Genomic DNA, 21,347 nt, shown 5'->3' with positions numbered 1-21,347 from the left:
CGGTCTAGCGTTAGCCGTAGCGAACCCCGCTAAGTTCCTCCGACACCTCCCATAGCCGCGTCGCAGCACCCACGTCCAACGCCTGCGGGGGGATGCGGGCAGGGGCGGGATAGCCGCGCGCTTCGCTCAGCGCATGGGGTCCGTAATAGCCGCCCGATCGTGCGTCGGGTGCGGTGGCGGCGAACAGCGTCGGCAGCGCGCCCTGTGCAGCGGGCTGGAACAGAAACCACAGCAACGATCGGGTGAGGCCCATGGCGCTCCACCGTCCCGGTGCATTGTGCAGCAGGTCGGTTCGCGCGATGCCCGGATGCGCCGCCATGCTCGCGACGCCCCAGCCGCTGGCCTCGCTCCGCCGGTGCAGTTCGAGCGCGAACATCAGGCAGGCGAGCTTCGACTGGCTGTAGGCCGGCATCGGGCGATAGCGCCGCTCCGCATTCAGATCGTCGAACGCGATGGCGCCATCGCGCGCGGCGACGCTCGACAGGGTGACGACACGTGGCTGCCGGCCGTGGCGCAGGAGTGGCAGGAGTAGGCCCGTCAGCGCGAAGTGGCCGAGATGGTTGGTGCCGAACTGCAGCTCCAGCCCGTCCGCCGTCTCCTCGCGCCGGGGCGGCACCATTACGCCGGCATTGTTGACCAGCAGGTCGAGGCTGCCGTGCCGTTCGCTCAGGCGCGCGGCAAATGCCGCGACCGAATCGAGGCTGGCGAGATCGAGCATCTCGAACCGGATTATCGCGGATGGTACCAGCGCGCGGATACGCGCCACCGCTGCCGCTCCCTTGTCCGGATTGCGCCCCGCCAGAATCACCTCGGCGCCAGCCCGCGCCAGCTCTACCGCATCCTCGAATCCAAGTCCGCCGGTTCCGGTGATCACCGCCGTCCGCCCGGTCTGGGGAGGAATGTCTGCCGCTGTCCATTTCGCCATGATCGTGCCCTTTTCAGAAAGATGCACTCGGTGTAGAATATATTTGCATCTAGTGCAATATTACACTGAGGGTATTTATTTTGGCTGATGGCGGACGAGAAACCGGTCTGCGGGAACGCAAGCGCCGTGAGACGATGCAGCGCATCACCCAGGCGGGAATCCGCCTGTTCGTTGCGAAGGGGTTCGAGGGGGCGACGCTCGACGAAATCGCCGCCGAAGCCGGCATTTCGCGCCGCACCTTCTTCCATTATTTCAAGTCGAAGGACGACATCCTGCTGGCGCTGCAAAGCGGTATGGGGGAGGGGATCGCCGCGGCCGTGCGGCAGGCTTCACCCGATGCGCGCCCGCTCGACGCGATCCGCCAGGCGGTGATCGACACCTGTGCCGCGGTTCCTCCGGAGGACATGATCAAGATTGACCGGCTGATGCGATCGAGTGCGTCGGTCCAGGCGCGTAAGCAAGCGAGCTATGTCGAGCACGAGCTGACGCTGTTCGCCGCACTTCGTGATCGCTGGCCCCAGCCCGAGCGCGAGCTGGCGCTGCGGCTGGTCGCATTGACCGCGATCGGCGCGCTTCGCCTTTCAACCGAACGGTTCAGCCTTGAGGGTGGCAAGCGCGCGCTGACCGAGCTGCTGAACGAAGCGTTCGACGCGCTGGACGCCGGGATCTGATTATCGCTCGGCGTCGCCGCGAACGCTGCGGATCGCCGCCGCCCAGCCCACCAGCCGTGCCACCCGCGCCTCAGCCTCCATCCCCGGCTCGAACGTCTCGATCTTCCCGCGCATCGCCGCCGCGTCCTCGAGGCTCTTGAACATCCCACATCCCACGCCTGCGAGCATCGCCGCGCCGAGCGCCGTCGTCTCGGTGAAGCCCGGCCGCTCGACCGTCACACCGAGCACATCGGCCAAGTCCTGCGCGATCCAGTCGTTGGCGACCATGCCGCCGTCGATGCGCAGCGTCGTCCAGTCGGCGCCGTCGGCGGCGAAGGCGGTCTTGAGGTCATGGCTCTGGTGCGCCATCGCTTCCAGCGCGGCGCGCACGACATGCGCCTTGGTGCTGGCGAGGCTCAATCCGCTGATCGCGCCGCGCGCCTCGGGCTCCCACCACGGCGCGCCGAGCCCGGTGAGCGCGGGGACGAAATAGACGCCGCCATTGTCCGCGACCGATCGCGCCAGCGCCTCGGTCTCGCCCGCACTCTCGATCAGCCCCAGCGAATCGCGCAGCCATTTGACCACGCTGCCCGCGACGAACACCGATCCTTCGATCGCATAGGTGCGCCGCCCGCCGAGCTGGCACAGCACTGTGGAGAGCAGCCGGTGCTTCGAGGCCGGCTGGCGATCGCCGGCATTGGTGAGCACGAAGGCGCCGGTGCCATAGGTCGCCTTGGTGTCGCCGGGCGACAGGCAGGCCTGACCGATCGTCGCGGCCTGCTGGTCGCCGGCCATGCCGCAGATCGGGATCGAGCCGCCGAACAGCGTGGTCTCGCCGAAGTGCCCGGCGCAATCGACGATCTCGGGCAGCGCCGCGCGGGGGGCGCCGAACAGGTCGATCAGCCCGTCGCTCCACCCGCCGCTGCCCAGGCCCATGAGCAGGGTGCGCGAGGCGTTGGTGGCGTCGGTCACATGCAGGCCGCCCGTCAGCTTCCACACCAGCCAGCTCTCGATCGTGCCGATCGCCAGCCGCTCGCCCGCCTCGCGCAGCTGCGGCCAGTTGGCCATCGCCCAGGCGATCTTGGTGCCGCTGAAATAGGGGTCGAGCAGCAGCCCGGTGCGTGCCTGCACGCCGGGTTCCTCGCCCGCTTCCTTCATCTCGCGGCAGATCGCGGCGCTGCGCCGGTCCTGCCACACGATCGCGGGCGCCAGCGGCGCGCCGGTCGTCCGGTCCCAGAACACCACGGTCTCGCGCTGGTTGGTGATGCCGATCGCGGCGATCGCGTCCGCGCCGCCTGCCTCCGCCACCATCGCGGCCGCGCACCGCAGCGTCTTGTCCCAGATCTCGGCCGCGTCGTGTTCGACCAATCCCGCCGCCGGATAATGCTGCATGAGCTCGGCGGATTCGCTCCCCAGGCACGTCCCGTCCGGCGCGAACAGCATCGCCCGGGTCGAGGTGGTGCCCTCGTCGATGACCAGCAATTTCTCTCCCATGCGACCCACGCTAGCCGGGATTACACGGCGGTCAAATCGCGCTAGAAAGCCACTGGAAAGGCAGACGAAACTTGGTCGAGGGGCAGGACACGGCAATGGAGCGGGAAGAAGGCGCGGTCACGCATCCCGCGCGTCCGCTCGAACCGCTGGTCCCCGCCGTCGCCACCGAAGCCGAGGCCGAGGACCGCCGCGACCGGCTGCTCGCCGCGCTCACGCTGATGATCGGTGCTGGGCTGTTCCTCGCCTTGCCCTTTGCGCTGCGTGCGGGTTCGCCCTTCTTCCTGCCGCTCACCGCCGCGATCGTCATCGCCATTGCGCTGGTCCCGGTGCTCGAATGGCTCGAGCGGCACCGCGTTCCCGCGCCGCTCGCCGCGCTCACCTGCGTGCTGCTGTTCCTCGTCGCCGCCAACGCCGCGCTTGCCTCGATCGTGGTGCCCGCCTGGGGCTGGCTGTCGATCCTTCCCGAGCGGATCGACAACATCCAGTCAAACGTGAAGCCGCTGATCGACTTCTACGCCAACCTCGAATCCTTCGTGAACAAGACGATCCAGGACCTTGCCGCGTCGCGCCCGATCCGCCCGGCCGAGGCCGCGGCGGAATCGCCGCCGCGCTCGATCCTCGAGCTTGCCGCGACCTCGGCGCCGGCGGCGTTCATCGAGATGTTCTTCGCGATCCTGGTGATCTTCTTCTTCCTCTCGGGCTGGACCCGGCTGCGGCGCAAGGCGATCACCAGCCGCCACAGCTTCGGCGGGGCGATGGCGACCGCGCGCGTGATCCAGGACGTGGTCGACGACACCTCGGCCTATTTGGGCACGATCACCGCGATCAACGTGTCGCTCGGCCTGCTCGTCGCGGGGGCGCTGTGGCTGATCGGCATGCCGACGCCACTGATGTGGGGCGGCATCGTCGCTTTGCTCAACTACATCCCCTATCTCGGCCCGATCTTCGCCGCGATGCTGCTCGCGCTGGGGGGCCTCATGACCTACCAGGACGTGTGGACCGCGCTGCTCCCGGCGGGGATCATGATCGCGTTCCATCTGATCGAGGCCAATCTGGTGACGCCGCTGATCGTCGGGCGGCGCCTCACGATCAATCCGATCCTGATCCTCATCTCCTTGAGCTTCTGGGGCTGGGTGTGGGGCACGCCGGGGGCGCTGATGGCAGTGCCGCTGCTGATCATCATCCAGACCGTGCTCAACGCCGCGGGCAAGCCCGACATCGCCGGATTCCTGTTCGAGCACGGCACGCTGGTGGCGGGCGGAAACCCCCCGCCGCCGCGCGCGAACTTCAATCGTGTCGAAGCGCGCGAAACGGCGGTTGACAGCCCCGGACCGCCCGTCTAGGTGCCGCGCTCTCGCAAGGGACTGCGCTTCGGCGCTGAGGCCAAGCGGGTGTAGCTCAGTTGGTTAGAGCGCCGGCCTGTCACGCCGGAGGTCGCGGGTTCGAGCCCCGTCACTCGCGCCATCCCTTGTCGGACGGCGCCCCCTTCGACAGCATCGCATCGAGAGCGAACCCTCCCGCGCCGATTGTCGCGAAGATCAGCCCGAACAGCACCAAAGCCGTCGCCGGAAAGGCCGGGCGGATGCCGAGCGGCGCATCGACCATCACCAGCGCGACGACGAAATTGAACGCGCAGATGAGGCCCGCCCAGCGAGTCGCGAATCCGGCGATGAACGCGACGCCGACCAGGAACTGCGCGTAGACCGACAGCGGCGCCATCAGCCCGGGCATGACGAACCCCTTGATCGTCAGGAACTTCTCGAACTCGGCCAGGCGCTCGGCGCTGACGATGTTGTCCCACACGCCGAAGATCAGGAACGCGCCCACCACCAGCCGCGCGAGCAGCAGCGCGAGGTCCGCGCCGCCCGCCAGCTGCGGCAGCACCAGCCACTTCTTGTCCATCTTTTCCTCCCCTAGTCGCCGTCGCCGGGCTGCAGCGGGATCGCCGCCGTCTGCTTGTGCACCCGTTTGACGAAGCGCGTCTCGTATCGCCGCACTGCCGGGTCGCTCTCGAATAGCCGGGCGGTCAGCGCGTTATAATCATTCATGTCACGCGCGGAGACCAGCACCGCGAGGTCATCCGCACCTGCGATGTCGAGGATCATCTGCACCTCGTCCGCTGCCGCCAGCCGGGCGCGCAGCGCGGCGATGCCGCGCTCCTCGGCATGCTCGTGCACCTGAACGCTCACCAGCGCGCGCAGCCTTTTGTCGCTGAGCTGGCGCGAGGCCACCGCCACGTCGGCCGCGATCCAGCCCTCGGCGCGCAGCCGCCGCACGCGCCGCGTCACCGCCGAGGCCGACAGCGGCACCTCACGCGCCAGTCTCTCCGCGGTCGCCAGCGCGTCGGCCTGGAGCAAGTTGAGCAACTGGATGTCGAACGCGTCGAGCTTGCCCATTTCCGCCGCCTGATCCTCCGCTTGCGCCGATTTCAGTCGCATAGCGCCTTCAGTTCGGCTGCAAAAGGCGTGTTGGTCAAATATAACACTTACCGAGCTGAACGATGGAGAGAGTTGATGCGTAAGGAAGTTCTGGCGGCCCTGGCCCTGGCGGCGCTGTCGCCGCTGGCGATGGGCCAGACGGCAGCGCCCACACCCGCCGCGGCCCCGGCCTATGACGCCACAGAGGCGAAGAAGGCCGTGGCCAAGCTCGCCGACGAGCTTGAGAAGAACTTCGTCTTCCCCGACGTCGCGAAACGTTATTCCGCGGCATTGCGCGCCAAGCTCGCGGCGGGCGGCTATGACGGCTTCACCGACGGCGACGCGCTGGCCCGCGCGGTGACCGCGGATCTTCAGGCGGTCGCGCCCGACGGCCATCTCGCCATGTTCCCGCCCGGCGGCCCGCGCCCGCAGCGCGACGGCGGCCAGCAGCGTGCACCCAGCGGCCCGCCGCCCGCGCCGATGGAGCAGGCGGGGATGATCGCGCCGGGCATCGCCTTCGTCCGCTTCAACGGCTTCTACGGCGAGCCGGCGACGCTCAAGGCTTTCACCGAATTCCTAGACAGGAACGCCGGGGCGAAGGCGCTGATCATCGACGCGCGCACGCATCGCGGCGGGGGTCTGGAGGAAATGGACGTGCTCTTCCCGCGCATTTTCGACAAGGCGCAGGCGGTGATGGTGATGGACACCCGCGCCTCGGTCGCCGAGGCGAACGGCCCGCTGCCGTTTCGCTCGCTGGTCAAGGTCGACGCGCCGGCGGAGCTGTTCCGCACCGAGCATCGCGTGACGCCCGCCAGCCCGGCGGGGCCATGGGCGAAGACGAAGATCTACTATCTGACCTCGCCGCGCACGGGCTCGGCGGCGGAGCATCTCGCATCGGTATTCAAGGGGACGAAGCGCGGCATGCTGATCGGCGAGACCACGGCCGGCGCGGGCCATTATGGCGGCGGCGTGCCGGTCGGCGGCGGCTATTCCGCCTTCATCCCCTTCGGCCGCAGCTATTTTCCGGGCGGCGACGGCTGGGAGGGAACGGGCGTCGCGCCCGACATCAAGGTCGCGCCCGAGCGCGCGCTGGTCGAGGCGCTCACCCGCGAAGGCGTCGCCCCCGCCGAGGCAGAGGCGCTGTCGGCCCGACATATGCCGAGCGGCTCGATGGAGCGCAGGAAGCCGCGGAAGTCGTAGGGAATCAATTCCTCCCCTGAGCTCGCTCAGGGGAGGGGGACCGCCGCGAAGCGGTGGTGGAAGGGCGCGGTGGGCAACCGCCGCGTGCCGCGGCCGCCCCTCCGTCAGCGCTTCGCGCTGCCACCTCCCCTGAAGGGGAGGATTTTCTTCAAGCATACACCCCGTCAGCCTTGGCCTCGCCGCGCAGCGCCAGGATCTGGAGCTCCGCGAACACGCCAACCGCCAGCGCTTGCGCGGCGACGAAGGCATAGCCCAGCGCGTTCGGGCTGACGAAGAAGGCGAGCGTCACGATGCTCGCGATCACCCAGGCGATGTTGATCGCGATTACCGCGATCACGCCGCCGCGCTTCGGCTTGAATGCCATCGCCGCGACCAGCGCGAGGAAGGGCAGCAGCACCAGCCCGGCGCCGCGCAGCAGCGGTTCGGGCAGGTCGGTCAGGCCCGCGGTGAAACCCGAAGCGGTCAGCGCGAGCAGGGCGGTGGCGCCGGTCGCGACGAAATCGAGCGTCAGCGCCTGGCGAACGGTGAGCGGAAAGCGGATCATCGTGGTTCTCCTTGCGATCGTGCGGCATCTCCGCCGCGGTGATTGCAAGTTCGCCGGTCCGCCGAATCATTCCAATTACGTCACAGGTAATGGGCGGCGGCGCAGGCATTTGGGCCAATCCACAGCGTTCCGCGCCGCGCCCCCTTGCACCCCCGCTCGCAGCCGCTAAACGCGCCCGTTCACCCTATATGGAGCGGGACATGAGCGACTCGATTTCGGCCGAGCAGCTGCGCCTTCTGATCGAGCGGATCGAGCGGCTGGAAGAGGAAAAGAAGGGCATCAGCGACGACATCAAGGATGTCTATGCCGAGGCCAAGTCGACCGGCTTCGACGCCAAGACGATCCGCACGATCGTCCGTCTGCGCAAGATGGAGAAGCACCAGCTCGACGAGCAGGATGCGCTGCTCGAGACCTATCGCGCCGCGCTCGGGATGGCATAAGGTCGGGCCTCTCCAACGGAGGCTCACCTGATGATTCTCACCACCACCAGCACCGTCGAAGGCCATGCCGTCACCCGCTATCACGGCATCGTGACGGCCGAGGTGATCATCGGCGCGAACATCTTCCGCGACCTGTTCGCCGGCATCCGCGACATCGTCGGCGGGCGTTCGGGCAGCTACGAGCGCCCGCTCAAGGAAGCGCGCAAGACCGCACTCGACGAGCTGACGGAGGAAGCCCGCGCATTGGGCGCCAACGGCGTGATCGGGATCGACTTCGATTACGAGGTGCTGGGGCAGGGCGGGTCGATGCTGATGGTCTCGGCCTCGGGCACGGCGGTGACGGTGAGCGGCGCGTAATCCCTAACCGTCATCCCGGCCTTGTGCCGGGATCCACGGTGCCGCGCGCGATCGCCTGCAGCCTCTTTCGCATCGCCAGCCGAACGGTGGACCCCGGCACAAGGCCGGGGTGACGACTTGCGCGCAAACCCCTGGCTCGCCTAGAGACGCCCGCACCCAATTCCATAGAGACCACCCATGGCAGGCCATTCCAAATTCAAGAACATCATGCACCGCAAGGGCGCGCAGGATAAGAAGCGCTCGGGCATGTTCTCCAAGCTCAGCCGCGAAATCACCGTCGCGGCCAAGATGGGCTTGCCCGATCCCGACATGAACCCGCGCCTGCGCGCCGCGGTCAACGCGGCGAAGGCGCAGTCGATGCCCAAGGACAATATCCAGCGCGCGATCGACAAGGCGAGCAGGGGCGACGGCGAGAATTACGAGGAAATCCGCTACGAGGGCTTCGGTCCCGGCGGCGTCAGCCTGATCATCGAGGCGCTGTCCGACAACCGCAACCGCACCGCCACCAACGTGCGCACCGCGGTCAGCAAGAATGGCGGCAACCTCGGTGCGTCGGGCTCGGTCAGCCATGCCTTCGACCGCGTCGGGCTGATCAGCTATCCGGCGAGCGCGGGCGATGCCGAGAAGGTGTTCGAGGCGGCGCTCGAGGCTGGCGCCGAGGATGTGACCTCTAGCGAGGACGGCCACGAGATCTGGACCGCGCAGGCTGACCTGCACGAGGTGGTCAAGGCGCTCGAGCCGGTGCTGGGCGAGGCCGAGGGCGCCAAGCTCGCCTGGCGCCCGCAGACCATGGTCGAGGTCGACGAGAGCGACGCCGCGACCCTGTTCAAGCTGATCGACGCGCTCGACGACGATGACGACGTCCAGACCGTGTGGGGCAATTACGAAGTCTCCGACGCGGTGATGGAGAAGCTGGGCTAGCCGCGCGCTGCGTTCCGCGCGATACCGCGCTCGCACGAAACGCGATTGCGGAGGGGCAGATGCGGACCTTTCTCCTTGCCGGCCTGTCGCTGGCGCTGGCGGCGCCTGCCGCGGTGCCGCTGACCGCCTCACCCGCGGTGCCGGCCAGCCAGTGCCGCGCGGGCGAGAAGACGGTCTATAGCTGCCGCTTCGGCAAGTCGCTGGGCAGCGTCTGCGCGGGTCGCGGGTCGCTTCACTACCGCTTTGGCCCGCCGGGACGGCCGCAGATCGAGATCGCCAGTGACGCGAACTGGGGCAATGTCCATCGCGGCGGCGTGGTCGGCGGCGGGGGCGGGTCGCAGGAATATCTGCGCTTCACCCGCGGCGACCACCATTATCTCGTCTTCTGGGGTGTTGGCGGGCAATATACCGAAATCCCCGGCAAGCAATGGTCGGGCATCCATGTCAGCCGCGGCGGCAACGACCTCGCTACGCTGCGCTGCAAGAGCAACGCCTGGCCCACGGAGAATTGGGAGCAGCTGCTGCGCGCCAGCCTGCCCGGGCACCTGCGCGAAGTCCCCGACGACACCGATCCGCAATTCGAAGCCTGGTATTGATGATCAAGCCCCTGGTGATCTTGGGTCTCGACCCCGGCCTCGGCACCACCGGCTGGGGGCTGATCCGTGCCGAGGGCAACCGCCTCTCGCACCTCGCCAACGGGCAGCTCAAGACCGACAGCGCCGCGCCGCTGCCGCGCCGCCTCGCGCATCTCGACGGACAGCTCGCCGCGCTGATCGCCGATCACGCGCCGGACGCCGCCGCGGTCGAGGAAGTGTTCGTCAACGCCAACCCGCAATCGACGCTCAAGCTCGGCCAGGCGCGTGGGGTGGTGATCTGCGCCGCGGCGCGCGCGGGGCTCGACGTCGGCGAATATGCGCCGCGCCTCGTCAAGAAGGCGGTGGTGGGCACTGGCAATGCCGAGAAGGTGCAGGTCCACGCGATGGTCGCGCGGCTGCTGCCCGGCGCGAAGATCGCCGGCGCGGATGCCGCCGATGCGCTCGCGGTGGCGATCTGCCACGCGCACCATCTGGCGAGCGCGCGGGCGCTGCGCTGAACTCGAAGGATCGACCTCGCGGGCTGAAGTAAACTGACTGTTTCCTTTTCACTTTCCTACACGGCGCCGTTCCGCTTATGTACCGGCCATGACGCACGGCTTCCCTGCCTCGACCCTTTCGGCCTCGCGCGCGCAGTTCCGGGGGAGGGGAAACCGGGGGGTACGTAGTGTGAGCTTCGATAACTTCCGGTATCCGGATACCCGCCGATGATCGCGCATCTCAACGGCCATCTCGCCGCGACCGGCATCGACCATGCGGTGATCGACGTGAACGGCGTCGGCTATCTCGTCGGCGCCTCGGCCAGGACGCTGGCGGCGCTGGGCGCGTTGGGCGAGTTCGTGACGGTGCATACCGAGATGCTGGTGAGCGAGGACTCGATCCGCCTGATGGGCTTCGCGTCGGCCGAGGAGCGCGACTGGTTCCGCCTGCTTACCGGCGTGCAGGGGGTGGGGGCCAAGGTCGCGCTCGCCATCCTCTCGATCCTCTCGCCCGCCGAAGTCCAGACCGCCGTCGCCCGCGCCGATGCGGCGATGATCGCGCGGGCCAACGGCGTGGGGCCGAAGCTCGCCCAGCGCATCGTCAACGAGCTCAAGGACAAGGCCGGCGGCATCGCACTGGGCGGCGGGGCGGGGGCTGCGCTCCCGGCGAGCGGCGCGGCGAACGACGCGGTCTCGGCGCTGATGAACCTCGGCTTCAAGCCCGCCGAAGCAAGCGCCGCGGTCAACGCCGCCAGCGACGAGCTGGGACCGGGCGCCAGCCTCGACGCGCTCGTCCGGCTGGCGCTGCGGAAGGCGGCGAAGTGAGGCGCCTCCCTCTCCACCCTCTCTGTCGTCATGCTGAACTTGTTTCAGCATCCACCGGGCCACGGACGACTGATCCTCGGTTCCTTCGAGAAGGGCGCAACAATGCCCAAGCAACCCTGCGTCTATCTGCTCGCCAGCCACCGGATGGGCACGATCTGCATCGGCGTGACATCGGATCTGCTCGCCCGCCTGCATTAACACCGATCCGGCGAGATCCCGGGCTTCACCTCGCGCCACCACGTCCACATCCTGGTCCGCTACGAATTCTACGCCACGATGCCGGAGGCCATTGCGCGCGAGAAGCAACTCAAGCGCTGGCACCAGCAATGGAAGATCAACCTGGTCGAATCCGAGAACCCGGACTGGGTGGACCTTGCTCCGGCACTTGGACTGGAACCGCTAGCCAGTCGCCCGCGGCACGATGGATGCTGAAACAAGTTCAGCATGACGGCATGAGGCGGCGGGCATGACCGACTCCGACCGCATCCTCACCGCCGCCCGCCGCCCCGAGGACGTCGACGCGGCGCTGCGCCCCAAGTCGCTCGACGAGTTCGTCGGCCAGCGCGCGGCGCGCGACAATCTCCGCGTGTTCATCGATGCCGCCCGCACCCGCGGCGACGCGCTCGACCATGTCCTGTTCTTCGGCCCGCCCGGCCTCGGCAAGACCACGCTCGCCCAGATCATCGCGCGCGAGATGGGCGTCGGGTTCCGCGCCACCTCCGGCCCGGTGATCGCCAAGTCGGGCGACCTCGCCGCTTTGCTCACCAATCTCGAGGACGGCGACGTCCTGTTCATCGACGAGATCCACCGCCTCGCGCCCGCGGTCGAGGAAGTGCTCTATCCCGCGATGGAGGACCGCGCGCTCGACCTGATGATCGGGGAGGGCCCCTCGGCGCGCAGCGTGCGCATCGATCTTCCCCGCTTCACCCTGGTCGGCGCCACGACGCGCCAGGGCCTGCTCACCACCCCGCTGCGCGACCGCTTCGGCATCCCCGTGCGCCTGCAATTCTACACGGTCGAGGAGCTGCAGCGCGTCGTCACGCGCGCCGCGGGCCTGCTCGACCTGCACATCGCCCCCGACGGCGCGGCCGAGATCGCGCGCCGTTCACGCGGCACCCCGCGCATCGCCGGCCGCCTGCTGCGCCGCGTGCGCGACTTCGCCAATGTCGCGGGCGAGACCACCGTCCACGCCAAGGCCGCCGACGCTGCGCTCAACCGGCTCGAGGTCGACGCGCTCGGCCTCGACGCGATGGACCGCCGCTACCTCACCATGATCGCCGACATCTACAAGGGCGGCCCGGTCGGCGTCGAGACGCTCGCCGCCGGCCTCTCCGAGCCGCGCGACACGATCGAGGAAGTGATCGAGCCCTACCTCATCCAGATCGGCATGATCGCCCGGACGGCGCGCGGCCGCTGCCTCAACGCGGCCGGCTGGAAGCATCTCGGCCTCCACCCGCCGGCGGGCGCGCAGGACGGGTTGTTCGACGGTAAGTGAGGAGTGAGAAGAAATTCCTCCCGGAGGGAGTGCTGGGTTGGATTGCTTCCGGCAATCCAAGTCCGTGCCGGGGGCGCCGCGCGGCTGACGCAGCCGGTATCTGCGAGTGCCTCGATGAACGCCCGCTGCCGCTCGGGCGCCCACCCGTCATGGCGCGCCCGGCGCGGCACCGGCGTGAAGTCGGGCAGCGCCGGCCGCTCCTCGCGCTTCACGGGAACCCGGTTCTGCATCTTTCCCCTCCTTGCGATTCGCCCAACCGGCCAGTGTGTAGGCAGGGCGTGTAGGAAAGGGATTTGTTTTTGATTTGTTCTATGGCTGCTGGCTGAAATTGGGCCGATTTCAGCCTGACAGCTTTCGGCCGGGAGAGCCTGAAAGCAGACATCACGTGCAGCCCGCGGGTCACGACCGCTTACGATCCATTTGCCGCCAGTCCGTTTTAGAGGTGGAAGTCGTCATAACTGCCGTTGGCAGCGGACCCGTGGCGTCGCGGACGGCGCGTTCTTTCACCAACAACACCAGTGCATGAAGCGCAGGCTTCTCGGTCGTCGCCGACGAGGCGTGCTCAAATAGAGCTACGCACCCATTGCTCCCGCACCCACTTTGATTACAGTTGTAGTCAATCTGGATGCGAGAGGATCGATATGAAGAGGTTCCTGCTGGCGTTCGCGCTCGGAATTGTCGCGGCACCCCCTCTGCAGGCGCGCGCGTCGCCGCCGCACCAGACCGCGCCGGCCGCCATCGACGCGCTCTTCGCGCGCTGGAACCAGCCCGACAGCCCTGGCTGCGCGGTATCGGTGACACAGCGGCAGGAGTTGGTCTTCAAGGGCGCTTATGGAAGCGCGATCCTCGAGAGCCGCACGCCCAACACGCCGGTCACCACCTTCCACATCGCTTCCGTGTCCAAGCAGTTCGCTGCCTTCGCGATCTATCTGCTCCAGTCCGACGGCAAGCTGTCGATCGGCGACGACGTTCGTAAATACGTCCCCGAGCTGCACGATTTCGGCCATCCGATCAGGCTTGCCGACCTGCTCCACCACACCAGCGGGCTGCGCGACCAATGGAGCCTGCTGGCCCTGGGCGGCCGACGCCTCGAGGACACGATCACGCAGGACGATGTGGTCCAGGCGATCCTGGCCCAGCGCGAGCTCAATTTCCCGACCGGAAGCCGCTTCGCCTATTCCAACTCCAACTATACGCTGCTCGCCCTGGTGGTGGAACGCGCGTCCGGGCAATCCTTTGGCCAGTTCATGGCGAAGCGGGTGTTCGAGCCGCTGGGGATGGCAAATACCTGGATACAAGATGATTTCCGGCTGGTGCGAGCCGGCCATGCGCAGCCCTATGGGCCTAGCGCGAACGGATTCCAGCGCCGCTCGCTGCCCTATTCGAGCTACGGTGCGACGGGCGTGCAGACCAATGTCGAGGACATGGCGCGCTGGGCGATGAACCTCGATCAGCCCAGGATCGGAACCCCGGCGATGATCGACGCCATGCTCGCCATCACACGGGACGAGACGGGCAAGGCAATTCCCTATGCGTCGGGTTTCGAGATCGGGCGCTATCGCGGCGCCGTGACGGTCGAGCATAGCGGTACCGATCCCGGCTACGTCGCCGATTTCCTGATGCTGCCGGAGCACCATCTGGCGATCAGCCTCCTTTGCAACGCCGAGGGGCCAAACCCGGTCGAGCTCGCCCGGAGGATCGCCGATCTCTACCTGGGAGACGTTCTGGCTGCCGAGGCGAAGGTCGAACGCAGACCCATTGTTCTGGATGCGCAGCGCCTCGCGGGTTTCGTCGGCACTTACAAGGAAGAGCCTGGCGTCCTGTTCGCCGTCAGCCTGCGCGGCGGCAAGCTGTTCATGCAGGGACGCGACGAGATGACTGCGTTCGGACAGGGCGACTTCTTTCTGGCGAATGCGCCGGTCACTTTCAGCTTTCCCGACGAATCGACGCTCGTCATCCACGAGCCGGATCATGACCGCATCGCCCGGCGCATCGCCCTGGGCGCCGTCCCCGATCTCACTCCCGCACGCATGGCGGAATATGTCGGCGATTATTACAGTCCGGAACTCAAGGCGATCTACACAGTCTCCGTCCGCGCGGGCCGGATGCGGTTGCGCGGCCCAATGGGCCAAACCATCATCCACCAGCAGCCCGCAGCCCTGCGCGAGCCCGACGCATTCTACACCGAATCCCTGGCGGGCGCCCTTCAGTTCCGGCGGGATCGCCGGCGGAAGGTCAGCGAGCTCACCTTGTCGAACGGCCGCGTCATCAACCTGCGCATGGTGAGGCTGCGGAACCAGCTGCCAGGTCTCGGAAGCTGAGCAGCTCTCGAGGCTGGATCGATGCGCCCGCTCAAACGACGCCGACGCGCCGGAGGCCAGAGAATAAGGGCAAAGCTGACCTGCTTGCCCGCATACAGGGCTCCTGCCTCGATCGTGAGTGAACGTCTGCTTCCGGGCAGTGGCCCCACGATATAGAATGACTGACTTGAGGGCGCTTAGCAGCCCGGCAGCTCACGCCAAAAGCGCCCCGCCGCTTGTGGATCGATAGCGGTCCGCGGTTTCGATCGCCGAAACGCTAAAGCGGACCTCCATCGCCCGATGGCAAGCCATGAGGTGCTCTGGGCAAATCGCCTTCGTCCAGCCATAGCCCGGAACGGATCGACCGCGCAGAGCATCTCCGAATACGACGGCCTGCGTCGACCTTCCGCGGGTGGAGGGAAGCGAACCCAAGGTCGCGGGCGGGCTACGGAAAAAGCAGAAATTTGGCGCACATCCGTGAATTCCAGTGCCTATCATGCTAGCGAACATGACCGCCATCGGCGCCGCGAGGAGATATCCGTGCACTAGGCGGCAGAACGTGGCGCGCGCCGGGCCAGCTGCTATATCACACCCTGTCGCGCGGCTTCCCAATGTCACGATCACCCGCCAGAGTTGCTGGAAAGACCGGAGCGTCCGCAATGCAACATGGCCTCGCCGTTTTCGCTGCCCTGCTTCTCGCTACAGCGCCGGCAGCGGCGCAGGATTTCCCTGCCATCGGCAGCCAATATATCGACTTCGGCGCGTCCATGGCCTCGGTCGGGCAGATGAACAATGTGCTGGGCGCGACGGTGCGGAGTCGCGGCGGCGATCGCCGCGCTGCGACCAGGCCGCCGGCTCTGACCGCTACTGTCGGCACGCGCTACAAATCGTCCCCTGCAGTCTCGGCGCGCGTGCGCGGACAGTTCGCCGATTTCGTGGCGAAGGCCGACCCGGTCAATGCCGCGCGCCTGCGCCAGGTGATCCAGCAGAACGATCTGCTTGGCCTGTGGGAACGGCATGTCGCGACGGATGGCCTACGTCGCGGCGACGTGGCCGATGCGATGGCTGCCTATTGGGTCCAGAATTGGCAGATCGCCAACAAAGTCCCGTTCACCAGTCGCGCTCAGGTGCAGGCGGTGCGCGGCCAGATCGCGAGTGCGCTCGGCACCAGTCCCGGCTTCGCGCGGATGAATGATGCCGCCCGGCAGGAATTGGCCGAGACCTATATGCTCAATTTCATCGCGCAGGGCAGCGCCTTTTCCGACGCGACGGCCCGCAGGGACGCAGCGCTCGCCACACGCCTGTCCGACGCCGCTGTGGCGCGCTTTCGGGCCGATGTTAAGCTCGATCTGCGCCGCCTGCGCCTGACGCCGGCGGGCTTCGCAGACTGAACGGCTGCACCTGGAAGGGTTCAGTGGCTGCCGTGGTGGCCATATGACCTCACTCTATTCCCAAGAACGGGCGATGATTGAGGGTCTGATCGAAGCGGCCTTCACGAAGGCGGCGAAATATCGCGAGGATGCCGACGAGGCGCTGTGCCCGAGGATGTCGGCGCCGGTGCGGAAGGCTGGCCTAACGATCCTTACATCCTGTTCCGGCCGGAGCGGTTGTCGCTCTTCGCCGGCAGCGAGTATAATTACGAAAAGATCTATCTGCTGTGGCTGGACTTCGAAGATGAGCCGGAGCTCTGGGTTTATGATGCCAACGGCGAGTCCCGGTATCGCGACCTCGCCTGCTACCTGCGGGCCTATCTGACCGACGACGTCAGCGCTGCATCGATTTCCTGGCGTGCCTGAGCCTCGGACTGAGGCAACGTCGATGTGGGATTTCAGGCGCAGGCCCTACGGCTTCGTTTTGGACACGAAACTGGGATAACCTAATGACCGCTTTCAGGCACGCTTGAAGCTGCCCTGAAGGCAGAATTGAGGGCGCAAACCCGTCATCACCAAAAAGAAAACGCCGGGGTCACCCCCGGCGCTTTCCTCATCCCTCAATTAACCCGCGCCTCGCGCAATCCGTCGACCGCCTTGCTCACCAGCACATTCACCGCAACGCGGCGGTTCTGTGCCTTGCCTTCGGGGGTTTCGTTGTCCGCCAGCGGGTCGGCTTCGGCCATGCCGGTGGGGGTCAGCATGCGGTAGGGCTTCCAGCCGCACGCCTGCTGCAGATAGTTGATCACGCTGCTCGCGCGCTTTTCGCTGAGCGTCTGGTTGAACTCCTGGCTGCCCGTCGAATCGGTGTAGCCGACGACCAGCAGCAGCGCGTTGTCCATCGCCTCGGCCGACTTGGCCGCGGTGCAGAGATCGGCCTTGGCCTGCTCGGACAGCACCGCCTTGCCGGTGTCGAAGTTCACGTTGGTCGTGCCCTTGACGTTATACTGGTCGATATCGCCCACGCGGCCGCGCAGCGCCTCGGTCGCCGCGGTCTGCTCGGCAAAGCGCTGGTCGGTGCCGTTGTGGATCATCGACGCGGTCTTGAGGTCCTTGTTCTGCAGCTTGATCTGGCTCGCCACCAGCGTGTCGCCCGCCTGCATCGTCTTGATGCTGACCGGCAGACCGTTGAGCAGCGCGTCCGCGGCGAGCTTGCTGCGATTGAGCCCCAGGAACCCGCCGCTGGCCCGGATCCGCGTGGAATCATTGACCGCGACGATCGTCTTGTTGCCGTCGGCGGTGGTGACCTGCACCCGGTCACCGTCGCGTGCGGAGATGATGCCGTTGACCTCGGGGCCCTCGGTCATCTCGGCCGCCACGGGCGCGGGCTCGGGCGTGCCCGTGATGGAGACGTCGGCCGGGGGCCGGTCCTGCGGCTGCTCCTGCGCCGGCGGCTGCTCCTGCGCGGCCAGGCTGACGGGCGCTGCCCCGGCAAGCAGGGCGAGCAGCAAGAGAGACTTTGGGCTGTTGGAAATCACACGCATTACTTCACTCCTTCAAACTCGACCGGCCGGGCGTGCGTGATCGCAGCCTCGCGTCCAACCGCCGCCCCCGCGATTGACGCAACCGGTCGTCAAAACCCCCTCCATCTCGATCCCTGGGGCGATACAGATGCAGCATCTGCACGCCCTGGAGTGCCTGCGTTGTTCAGCCCAACCTTTCGCGCAGATGAACAGCCCCGGTGGCGTTGGAGTTGTGCCGGTAATTGGAGCGCATCATGCGGCGGGCCGATTCAGGCTCCGCGTTCGGCCCCCCTGAATCAGTCGTTAATCATCGGGAAGGGCGCGATCCGGCCACCGCAAAAGAAAAGCGCCGGAGTTTCCCCCGGCGCCTTCCAAATCTCGATCTAGCCCGGCGGCCTCAGGCCGCCTTGGCCCGGCTCGCGCGCTTGCGCTCGTGCGGATCCAGGAAGCGCTTGCGCAGGCGGATCGTCTTGGGCGTCACCTCGACCATCTCGTCGTCGTCGATATAGGCGATCGCCTGTTCCAGCGTCATCTTCTTGGGCGGAGTCAGGCGGATCGCGTCGTCCTTGCCCGAGGAGCGGACGTTGCTCAGCTGCTTCGCCTTCATCGGATTGACCTCGAGGTCCTCCGGCTTGGCGTTCTCGCCGATCACCATGCCCTCATACAGGGCCTCGCCATGGCCGACGAACAGGATGCCGCGCTCTTCAAGCGTGTTGAGCGAATAGGCATTGGCCTCGCCCGCGCCGTTGGAGATCAGCACGCCGTTCTTGCGGCCCTCGATCGCGCCCTTGTGCGGGCCGTATTTCTCGAACAGCCGGTTCATGATGCCGGTGCCGCGCGTGTCCGACAGGAACTCGCCATGATAGCCGATCATGCCGCGCGACGGGGCGCTGAAGGTGATGCGGGTCTTGCCGCCGCCCGAGGGGCGCATGTCGGTCATCTCGGCCTTGCGCAGGTTCATCTTCTCGACCACCGCGCCCGAATGCTCGTCATCGACATCGATGATGACGGTCTCGTAGGGCTCCATCTTCTGCCCGTCTTCCTCGCGCAGCAGCACGCGCGGGCGGCTGATGCCGAGCTCGAAGCCCTCGCGGCGCATGGTCTCGATCAGCACGCCGAGCTGGAGCTCGCCGCGGCCGGCGACTTCGAAGCTGTCCTTGTCGGCGGCCTCGGTGACCTTGATCGCGACGTTGGATTCGGCCTCGCGGAACAGGCGGTCGCGGATCATGCGCGAGGTAACCTTGGTGCCCTCGCGGCCCGCCATCGGGCTGTCGTTGACGGCGAAGCGCATCGACAGCGTCGGCGGGTCGATCGGCTGCGCCTGGATCGGCACGCTGACCGAGGTGTCGGCGATGGTGTTGGAGACGGTCGCGACGGTGAGGCCGGCAAGGCTGATGATGTCGCCCGCCTGCGCCTCGTCGACCGGTACGCGGTCGAGTCCGCGGAACGACATGATCTTCGACGCGCGGCCGGTCTCGATGACGTTGCCGTCCATGTCGAGCGCGTGGATCGCCTGGTTGACCTTGACCTTGCCCGAGGTGACGCGGCCGGTGAGCACGCGGCCGAGGAAGTTGTCGCGGTCGAGCAGGGTGACGAGGAAGGTGAAGGGCGCGTCCACGTCGAGCGCGGGCGGCGGGACATGGTCGACGATCTTCTGGAACAGCGGGGTCAGCGTGCCCTCGCGCAGCGTCGGGTCCTCATTGGCATAGCCGTTACGGCCCGAGGCATAAAGGACAGGGAAATCAAGCTGTTCGTCGGTCGCGTCGAGGCTGACGAACAGGTCGAACACCTCGTCCAGCACTTCCTGGATGCGCTCGTCCGGCCGGTCGATCTTGTTGACCACGACGATCGGACGCAGGCCGAGCTTCAGCGCCTTGCCGGTCACGAACTTGGTCTGCGGCATCGCGCCTTCGGACGAATCGACCAGCAGGATGACGCCGTCGACCATCGAGAGGATGCGCTCCACCTCGCCGCCGAAATCGGCGTGGCCGGGCGTATCGACGATGTTGATGCGGATGCCTTCCCAATCGACCGAGGTCGGCTTGGCGAGGATAGTGATCCCGCGCTCTTTCTCCAAGTCATTGGAATCCATGGCTCTTTCTTCGACGCGCTGGTTGTCGCGGAAGGTACCGGACTGGCGGAAGAGCTGGTCGACGAGCGTGGTCTTGCCGTGGTCGACGTGTGCGATGATCGCCACGTTGCGAAGGTTCATAACAGGTCCTGGATGCCGCGGGAGCGCGGTTCGGCGGCGCCCTTAGCGGATATTGTGCGGCGCGGGAAGGGCTGGCGAGTCGCCGGCCGGTTCGGCCCTCAAGCGATACACCTTGCCGAGATCGACGACGCCGGGCGACGCCTGCGCGGCCGTGCTCACCGGCACCCACACCGCGATCGAACCGGCAATCATCATCTTCAGCCTGCGTTCCATGCCACCCATCCTAACCGCGACATGTTAACAGGTCGCGACATCGGAACACCCTACAACGTCGGTCGGTTGCGCGATAATTCAAGTGTATTATATTGGCGATACACTTGAAGCGCGCGCGGTTCCCGTTCATCTTGCAGGGAACCGCCAGAAATCTGGTGTTGGAGAGATGGGCAAATGGCGACCGAGACTGCGACTGCCGAGAAGACCGACGATCTGGTGCTGACCGCACCCGAGCCGCTGAAGGAGCGCGCGCCCGAGAAGATGGCCGGGCTGGTCCCCGTCGACGAGGGCAAGAAGAACGAGCTGGTGACTCGCGTCGAGAGCTTCATCGACGAGCTCGTCGCGCAGGACGTGAACTCGCCCGAGTTCGGCAAGCGCGTCGACGCGATCACCGCGATGGGATCGAAGGAGATTCGCGACGCCGCGGGCCAGTCCAACCGCTTCCTCGACCGGCCGGTGCGTGCGATGGACAAGGACGTGGGGGTCGGCAAGGACTTGGCCGAGCTGCGCCGCGTGGTCGAGGACCTCGATCCCGGCAAGAAAGGCGACCTAACCCAGCGCAAGAAGCTGTTCGGCGTCATTCCGTTCGGCAACAAGCTGCGCAACTATTTCGACAGCTACAAGTCGAGCCAGACGCACATCGCCGCGATCCTCAAGAGCCTGCAGTCGGGCAAGGACGAGCTGCTGATGGACAATGCCGCGATCGACGTCGAGCGGCAGAATCTGTGGGCGGCGATGGGGCGGCTCGAACAGATGATCTACATCTCCAAGGAGATGGATCAAAGGCTCGAGGACAAGGCGCTCGAGCTGGATCATACCGATCCGGCCAAGGCCAAGGCGATCCGCGAGACTGCGTTGTTCTATACCCGCCAGCGCACGCAGGACCTGCTGACGCAGATGGCGGTGACGGTGCAGGGCTATCTCGCGCTCGACCTGGTCAAGAAGAACAATGTCGAGCTGGTGAAGGGCGTCGACCGTGCCTCGACCACCACCGTCGGCGCGCTGCGCACCGCGGTGACGGTGGCGCAGGCGCTGACCGCGCAGCGGCTGGTGCTCGACCAGATCACCGCGCTCAACACGACGACCGCCAACATCATCGATTCGACCGGCAAGCTGCTCAAGGAAAACACGGCGCGGGTCCATGAGCAGGCGGCGTCGAGCACGATCCCGATCGAGACGCTGCAGCGCGCCTTCCAGAACATCTATGACACGATGGACGCGATCGACGTGTTCAAGCTCAAGGCGCTCGATAGCATGAAGACGACGGTCAACGTGCTGTCGAGCGAGGTCGAGAAGTCGAAGGGCTATATCGCCCGGGCGGAAGGCGCAGCGCAGAACCAGGTCTCGGGCAATGCCGAGCAGTTCAAGCTGGAGGCGCTGTAAGCGGCG

22 protein-coding genes, 1 tRNA gene and 1 pseudogene are annotated in these 21,347 nt (G+C 66.8%); 16 read left to right on the top strand and 8 right to left on the bottom strand.

Annotation, left to right across the window (positions count from 1 at the left end):
* Window positions 1–10 precede the first annotated feature (10 nt).
* Window positions 11–925 carry an SDR family oxidoreductase gene (locus OK349_RS06025; RefSeq protein ID WP_265116910.1) on the bottom strand — a complete coding sequence of 305 codons (915 nt, stop codon included), beginning with the start codon at window positions 923–925 and terminating at the stop codon, window positions 11–13.
* Window positions 926–1,059: 134 nt separating this feature from the next.
* On the opposite strand from OK349_RS06025, the gene OK349_RS06020 reads away from it, so the two are divergent.
* The gene (locus OK349_RS06020; RefSeq protein WP_265116909.1) at window positions 1,060–1,596 is read left to right on the top strand and encodes a TetR/AcrR family transcriptional regulator; all 537 of its coding nucleotides are present in this window, start codon (window positions 1,060–1,062) and stop codon (window positions 1,594–1,596) included.
* On the opposite strand, the gene OK349_RS06015 is transcribed toward OK349_RS06020, so the two are convergent.
* A complete protein-coding gene (locus OK349_RS06015; RefSeq protein ID WP_265116908.1) occupies window positions 1,597–3,069 on the bottom strand; it encodes a glycerol kinase in 1,473 nt (490 codons plus the stop codon).
* Window positions 3,070–3,164: 95 nt separating this feature from the next.
* On the opposite strand from OK349_RS06015, the gene OK349_RS06010 reads away from it, so the two are divergent.
* Together OK349_RS06010 and OK349_RS06005 are read left to right on the top strand one after the other, a co-directional pair.
* Window positions 3,165–4,412 (top strand): AI-2E family transporter, encoded by a 1,248-nt coding sequence (locus OK349_RS06010; RefSeq protein ID WP_265116907.1) that lies wholly within the window; start codon window positions 3,165–3,167, stop codon window positions 4,410–4,412.
* Between the two features lie 44 nt (window positions 4,413–4,456).
* Window positions 4,457–4,533, top strand: a tRNA-Asp gene (locus OK349_RS06005).
* Here the strand turns inward: OK349_RS06005 and OK349_RS06000 are convergent.
* Window positions 4,522–4,971, bottom strand: a complete 450-nt coding sequence (locus OK349_RS06000; RefSeq protein WP_265116906.1) for a DoxX family protein — start codon at window positions 4,969–4,971, stop codon at window positions 4,522–4,524. The two genes, OK349_RS06005 and OK349_RS06000, sit on opposite strands and share 12 nt — an antisense overlap.
* Before the next feature lie 11 nt (window positions 4,972–4,982).
* Window positions 4,983–5,507, bottom strand: coding sequence for an Lrp/AsnC family transcriptional regulator (locus OK349_RS05995; protein ID WP_265116905.1), 525 nt, complete (start codon window positions 5,505–5,507; stop codon window positions 4,983–4,985).
* Window positions 5,508–5,582: 75 nt separating this feature from the next.
* On the opposite strand from OK349_RS05995, the gene OK349_RS05990 reads away from it, so the two are divergent.
* Window positions 5,583–6,686, top strand: a complete 1,104-nt coding sequence (locus OK349_RS05990; RefSeq protein ID WP_265116904.1) for a S41 family peptidase — start codon at window positions 5,583–5,585, stop codon at window positions 6,684–6,686.
* A 148-nt stretch (window positions 6,687–6,834) separates the two neighbouring features.
* On the opposite strand, the gene OK349_RS05985 is transcribed toward OK349_RS05990, so the two are convergent.
* Entirely contained in the window at window positions 6,835–7,230 is a 396-nt protein-coding gene (locus OK349_RS05985; protein ID WP_265116903.1) for a hypothetical protein, read from the bottom strand.
* A 200-nt stretch (window positions 7,231–7,430) separates the two neighbouring features.
* On the opposite strand from OK349_RS05985, the gene OK349_RS05980 reads away from it, so the two are divergent.
* The 11 genes and pseudogenes from OK349_RS05980 (at window position 7,431) to OK349_RS05930 (ending at window position 16,436) form a co-directional block, all read left to right on the top strand.
* A complete protein-coding gene (locus OK349_RS05980; protein WP_265116902.1) occupies window positions 7,431–7,670 on the top strand; it encodes a DUF2312 domain-containing protein in 240 nt (79 codons plus the stop codon).
* 30 nt (window positions 7,671–7,700) lie between these two features.
* Entirely contained in the window at window positions 7,701–8,027 is a 327-nt protein-coding gene (locus OK349_RS05975) for a heavy metal-binding domain-containing protein (RefSeq protein WP_265116901.1), read from the top strand.
* A 177-nt stretch (window positions 8,028–8,204) separates the two neighbouring features.
* A complete protein-coding gene (locus tag OK349_RS05970; protein WP_265116900.1) occupies window positions 8,205–8,948 on the top strand; it encodes a YebC/PmpR family DNA-binding transcriptional regulator in 744 nt (247 codons plus the stop codon).
* Between the two features lie 59 nt (window positions 8,949–9,007).
* Entirely contained in the window at window positions 9,008–9,544 is a 537-nt protein-coding gene (locus tag OK349_RS05965; protein ID WP_265116899.1) for a hypothetical protein, read from the top strand.
* An 11-nt stretch (window positions 9,545–9,555) separates the two neighbouring features.
* Window positions 9,556–10,041: a crossover junction endodeoxyribonuclease RuvC gene (ruvC, locus tag OK349_RS05960; protein ID WP_265118547.1), complete on the top strand. Its 486-nt coding sequence runs from the start codon at window positions 9,556–9,558 to the stop codon at window positions 10,039–10,041.
* A 207-nt stretch (window positions 10,042–10,248) separates the two neighbouring features.
* Window positions 10,249–10,845 carry a Holliday junction branch migration protein RuvA gene (ruvA, locus tag OK349_RS05955; RefSeq protein ID WP_265116898.1) on the top strand — a complete coding sequence of 199 codons (597 nt, stop codon included), beginning with the start codon at window positions 10,249–10,251 and terminating at the stop codon, window positions 10,843–10,845.
* Window positions 10,846–10,947: 102 nt separating this feature from the next.
* Window positions 10,948–11,277, top strand: a pseudogene (locus OK349_RS05950) (GIY-YIG nuclease family protein).
* 34 nt (window positions 11,278–11,311) lie between these two features.
* Window positions 11,312–12,340 carry a Holliday junction branch migration DNA helicase RuvB gene (ruvB, locus tag OK349_RS05945; protein ID WP_265116897.1) on the top strand — a complete coding sequence of 343 codons (1,029 nt, stop codon included), beginning with the start codon at window positions 11,312–11,314 and terminating at the stop codon, window positions 12,338–12,340.
* A gap of 518 nt (window positions 12,341–12,858) precedes the next feature.
* Entirely contained in the window at window positions 12,859–14,661 is a 1,803-nt protein-coding gene (locus OK349_RS05940; protein ID WP_265116896.1) for a serine hydrolase, read from the top strand.
* 638 nt (window positions 14,662–15,299) lie between these two features.
* Window positions 15,300–16,031, top strand: coding sequence for a DUF6683 family protein (locus OK349_RS05935; RefSeq protein WP_265116895.1), 732 nt, complete (start codon window positions 15,300–15,302; stop codon window positions 16,029–16,031).
* Between the two features lie 144 nt (window positions 16,032–16,175).
* Window positions 16,176–16,436 carry a hypothetical protein gene (locus OK349_RS05930; protein WP_265116894.1) on the top strand — a complete coding sequence of 87 codons (261 nt, stop codon included), beginning with the start codon at window positions 16,176–16,178 and terminating at the stop codon, window positions 16,434–16,436.
* A 194-nt stretch (window positions 16,437–16,630) separates the two neighbouring features.
* On the opposite strand, the gene OK349_RS05925 is transcribed toward OK349_RS05930, so the two are convergent.
* The 3 genes from OK349_RS05925 to OK349_RS05915 all read right to left on the bottom strand — a co-directional run bounded on the left by OK349_RS05925 (window position 16,631) and on the right by OK349_RS05915 (window position 19,958).
* Window positions 16,631–17,554: an OmpA family protein gene (locus OK349_RS05925; RefSeq protein ID WP_265116893.1), complete on the bottom strand. Its 924-nt coding sequence runs from the start codon at window positions 17,552–17,554 to the stop codon at window positions 16,631–16,633.
* Between the two features lie 376 nt (window positions 17,555–17,930).
* Window positions 17,931–19,745 carry a translational GTPase TypA gene (typA, locus tag OK349_RS05920; RefSeq protein WP_265116892.1) on the bottom strand — a complete coding sequence of 605 codons (1,815 nt, stop codon included), beginning with the start codon at window positions 19,743–19,745 and terminating at the stop codon, window positions 17,931–17,933.
* Between the two features lie 42 nt (window positions 19,746–19,787).
* Window positions 19,788–19,958: a hypothetical protein gene (locus OK349_RS05915; RefSeq protein ID WP_265116891.1), complete on the bottom strand. Its 171-nt coding sequence runs from the start codon at window positions 19,956–19,958 to the stop codon at window positions 19,788–19,790.
* A 174-nt stretch (window positions 19,959–20,132) separates the two neighbouring features.
* On the opposite strand from OK349_RS05915, the gene OK349_RS05910 reads away from it, so the two are divergent.
* Entirely contained in the window at window positions 20,133–21,341 is a 1,209-nt protein-coding gene (locus OK349_RS05910) for a toxic anion resistance protein (protein WP_265116890.1), read from the top strand.
* Window positions 21,342–21,347: the final 6 nt, after the last annotated feature.

The organism is Sphingomonas sp. BT-65, from assembly GCF_026107375.2.
GTDB lineage: Bacteria > Pseudomonadota > Alphaproteobacteria > Sphingomonadales > Sphingomonadaceae > Sphingomonas.
This window is presented reverse-complemented; position numbering and strand designations above follow the sequence as displayed.

Coding starts and splice junctions, on each gene's coding strand:
- OK349_RS06025 (WP_265116910.1), bottom strand. CDS start 925: ATGGCGAAATGGACAGCGGCAGACATTCCTCCCCAGACCGGGCGGACG.
- OK349_RS06020 (WP_265116909.1), top strand. CDS start 1,060: ATGCAGCGCATCACCCAGGCGGGAATCCGCCTGTTCGTTGCGAAGGGG.
- OK349_RS06015 (WP_265116908.1), bottom strand. CDS start 3,069: ATGGGAGAGAAATTGCTGGTCATCGACGAGGGCACCACCTCGACCCGG.
- OK349_RS06010 (WP_265116907.1), top strand. CDS start 3,165: ATGGAGCGGGAAGAAGGCGCGGTCACGCATCCCGCGCGTCCGCTCGAA.
- OK349_RS06000 (WP_265116906.1), bottom strand. CDS start 4,971: ATGGACAAGAAGTGGCTGGTGCTGCCGCAGCTGGCGGGCGGCGCGGAC.
- OK349_RS05995 (WP_265116905.1), bottom strand. CDS start 5,507: ATGCGACTGAAATCGGCGCAAGCGGAGGATCAGGCGGCGGAAATGGGC.
- OK349_RS05990 (WP_265116904.1), top strand. CDS start 5,583: ATGCGTAAGGAAGTTCTGGCGGCCCTGGCCCTGGCGGCGCTGTCGCCG.
- OK349_RS05985 (WP_265116903.1), bottom strand. CDS start 7,230: ATGATCCGCTTTCCGCTCACCGTTCGCCAGGCGCTGACGCTCGATTTC.
- OK349_RS05980 (WP_265116902.1), top strand. CDS start 7,431: ATGAGCGACTCGATTTCGGCCGAGCAGCTGCGCCTTCTGATCGAGCGG.
- OK349_RS05975 (WP_265116901.1), top strand. CDS start 7,701: ATGATTCTCACCACCACCAGCACCGTCGAAGGCCATGCCGTCACCCGC.
- OK349_RS05970 (WP_265116900.1), top strand. CDS start 8,205: ATGGCAGGCCATTCCAAATTCAAGAACATCATGCACCGCAAGGGCGCG.
- OK349_RS05965 (WP_265116899.1), top strand. CDS start 9,008: ATGCGGACCTTTCTCCTTGCCGGCCTGTCGCTGGCGCTGGCGGCGCCT.
- ruvA (WP_265116898.1), top strand. CDS start 10,249: ATGATCGCGCATCTCAACGGCCATCTCGCCGCGACCGGCATCGACCAT.
- ruvB (WP_265116897.1), top strand. CDS start 11,312: ATGACCGACTCCGACCGCATCCTCACCGCCGCCCGCCGCCCCGAGGAC.
- OK349_RS05935 (WP_265116895.1), top strand. CDS start 15,300: ATGCAACATGGCCTCGCCGTTTTCGCTGCCCTGCTTCTCGCTACAGCG.
- OK349_RS05925 (WP_265116893.1), bottom strand. CDS start 17,554: ATGCGTGTGATTTCCAACAGCCCAAAGTCTCTCTTGCTGCTCGCCCTG.
- typA (WP_265116892.1), bottom strand. CDS start 19,745: ATGAACCTTCGCAACGTGGCGATCATCGCACACGTCGACCACGGCAAG.
- OK349_RS05915 (WP_265116891.1), bottom strand. CDS start 19,958: ATGGAACGCAGGCTGAAGATGATGATTGCCGGTTCGATCGCGGTGTGG.
- OK349_RS05910 (WP_265116890.1), top strand. CDS start 20,133: ATGGCGACCGAGACTGCGACTGCCGAGAAGACCGACGATCTGGTGCTG.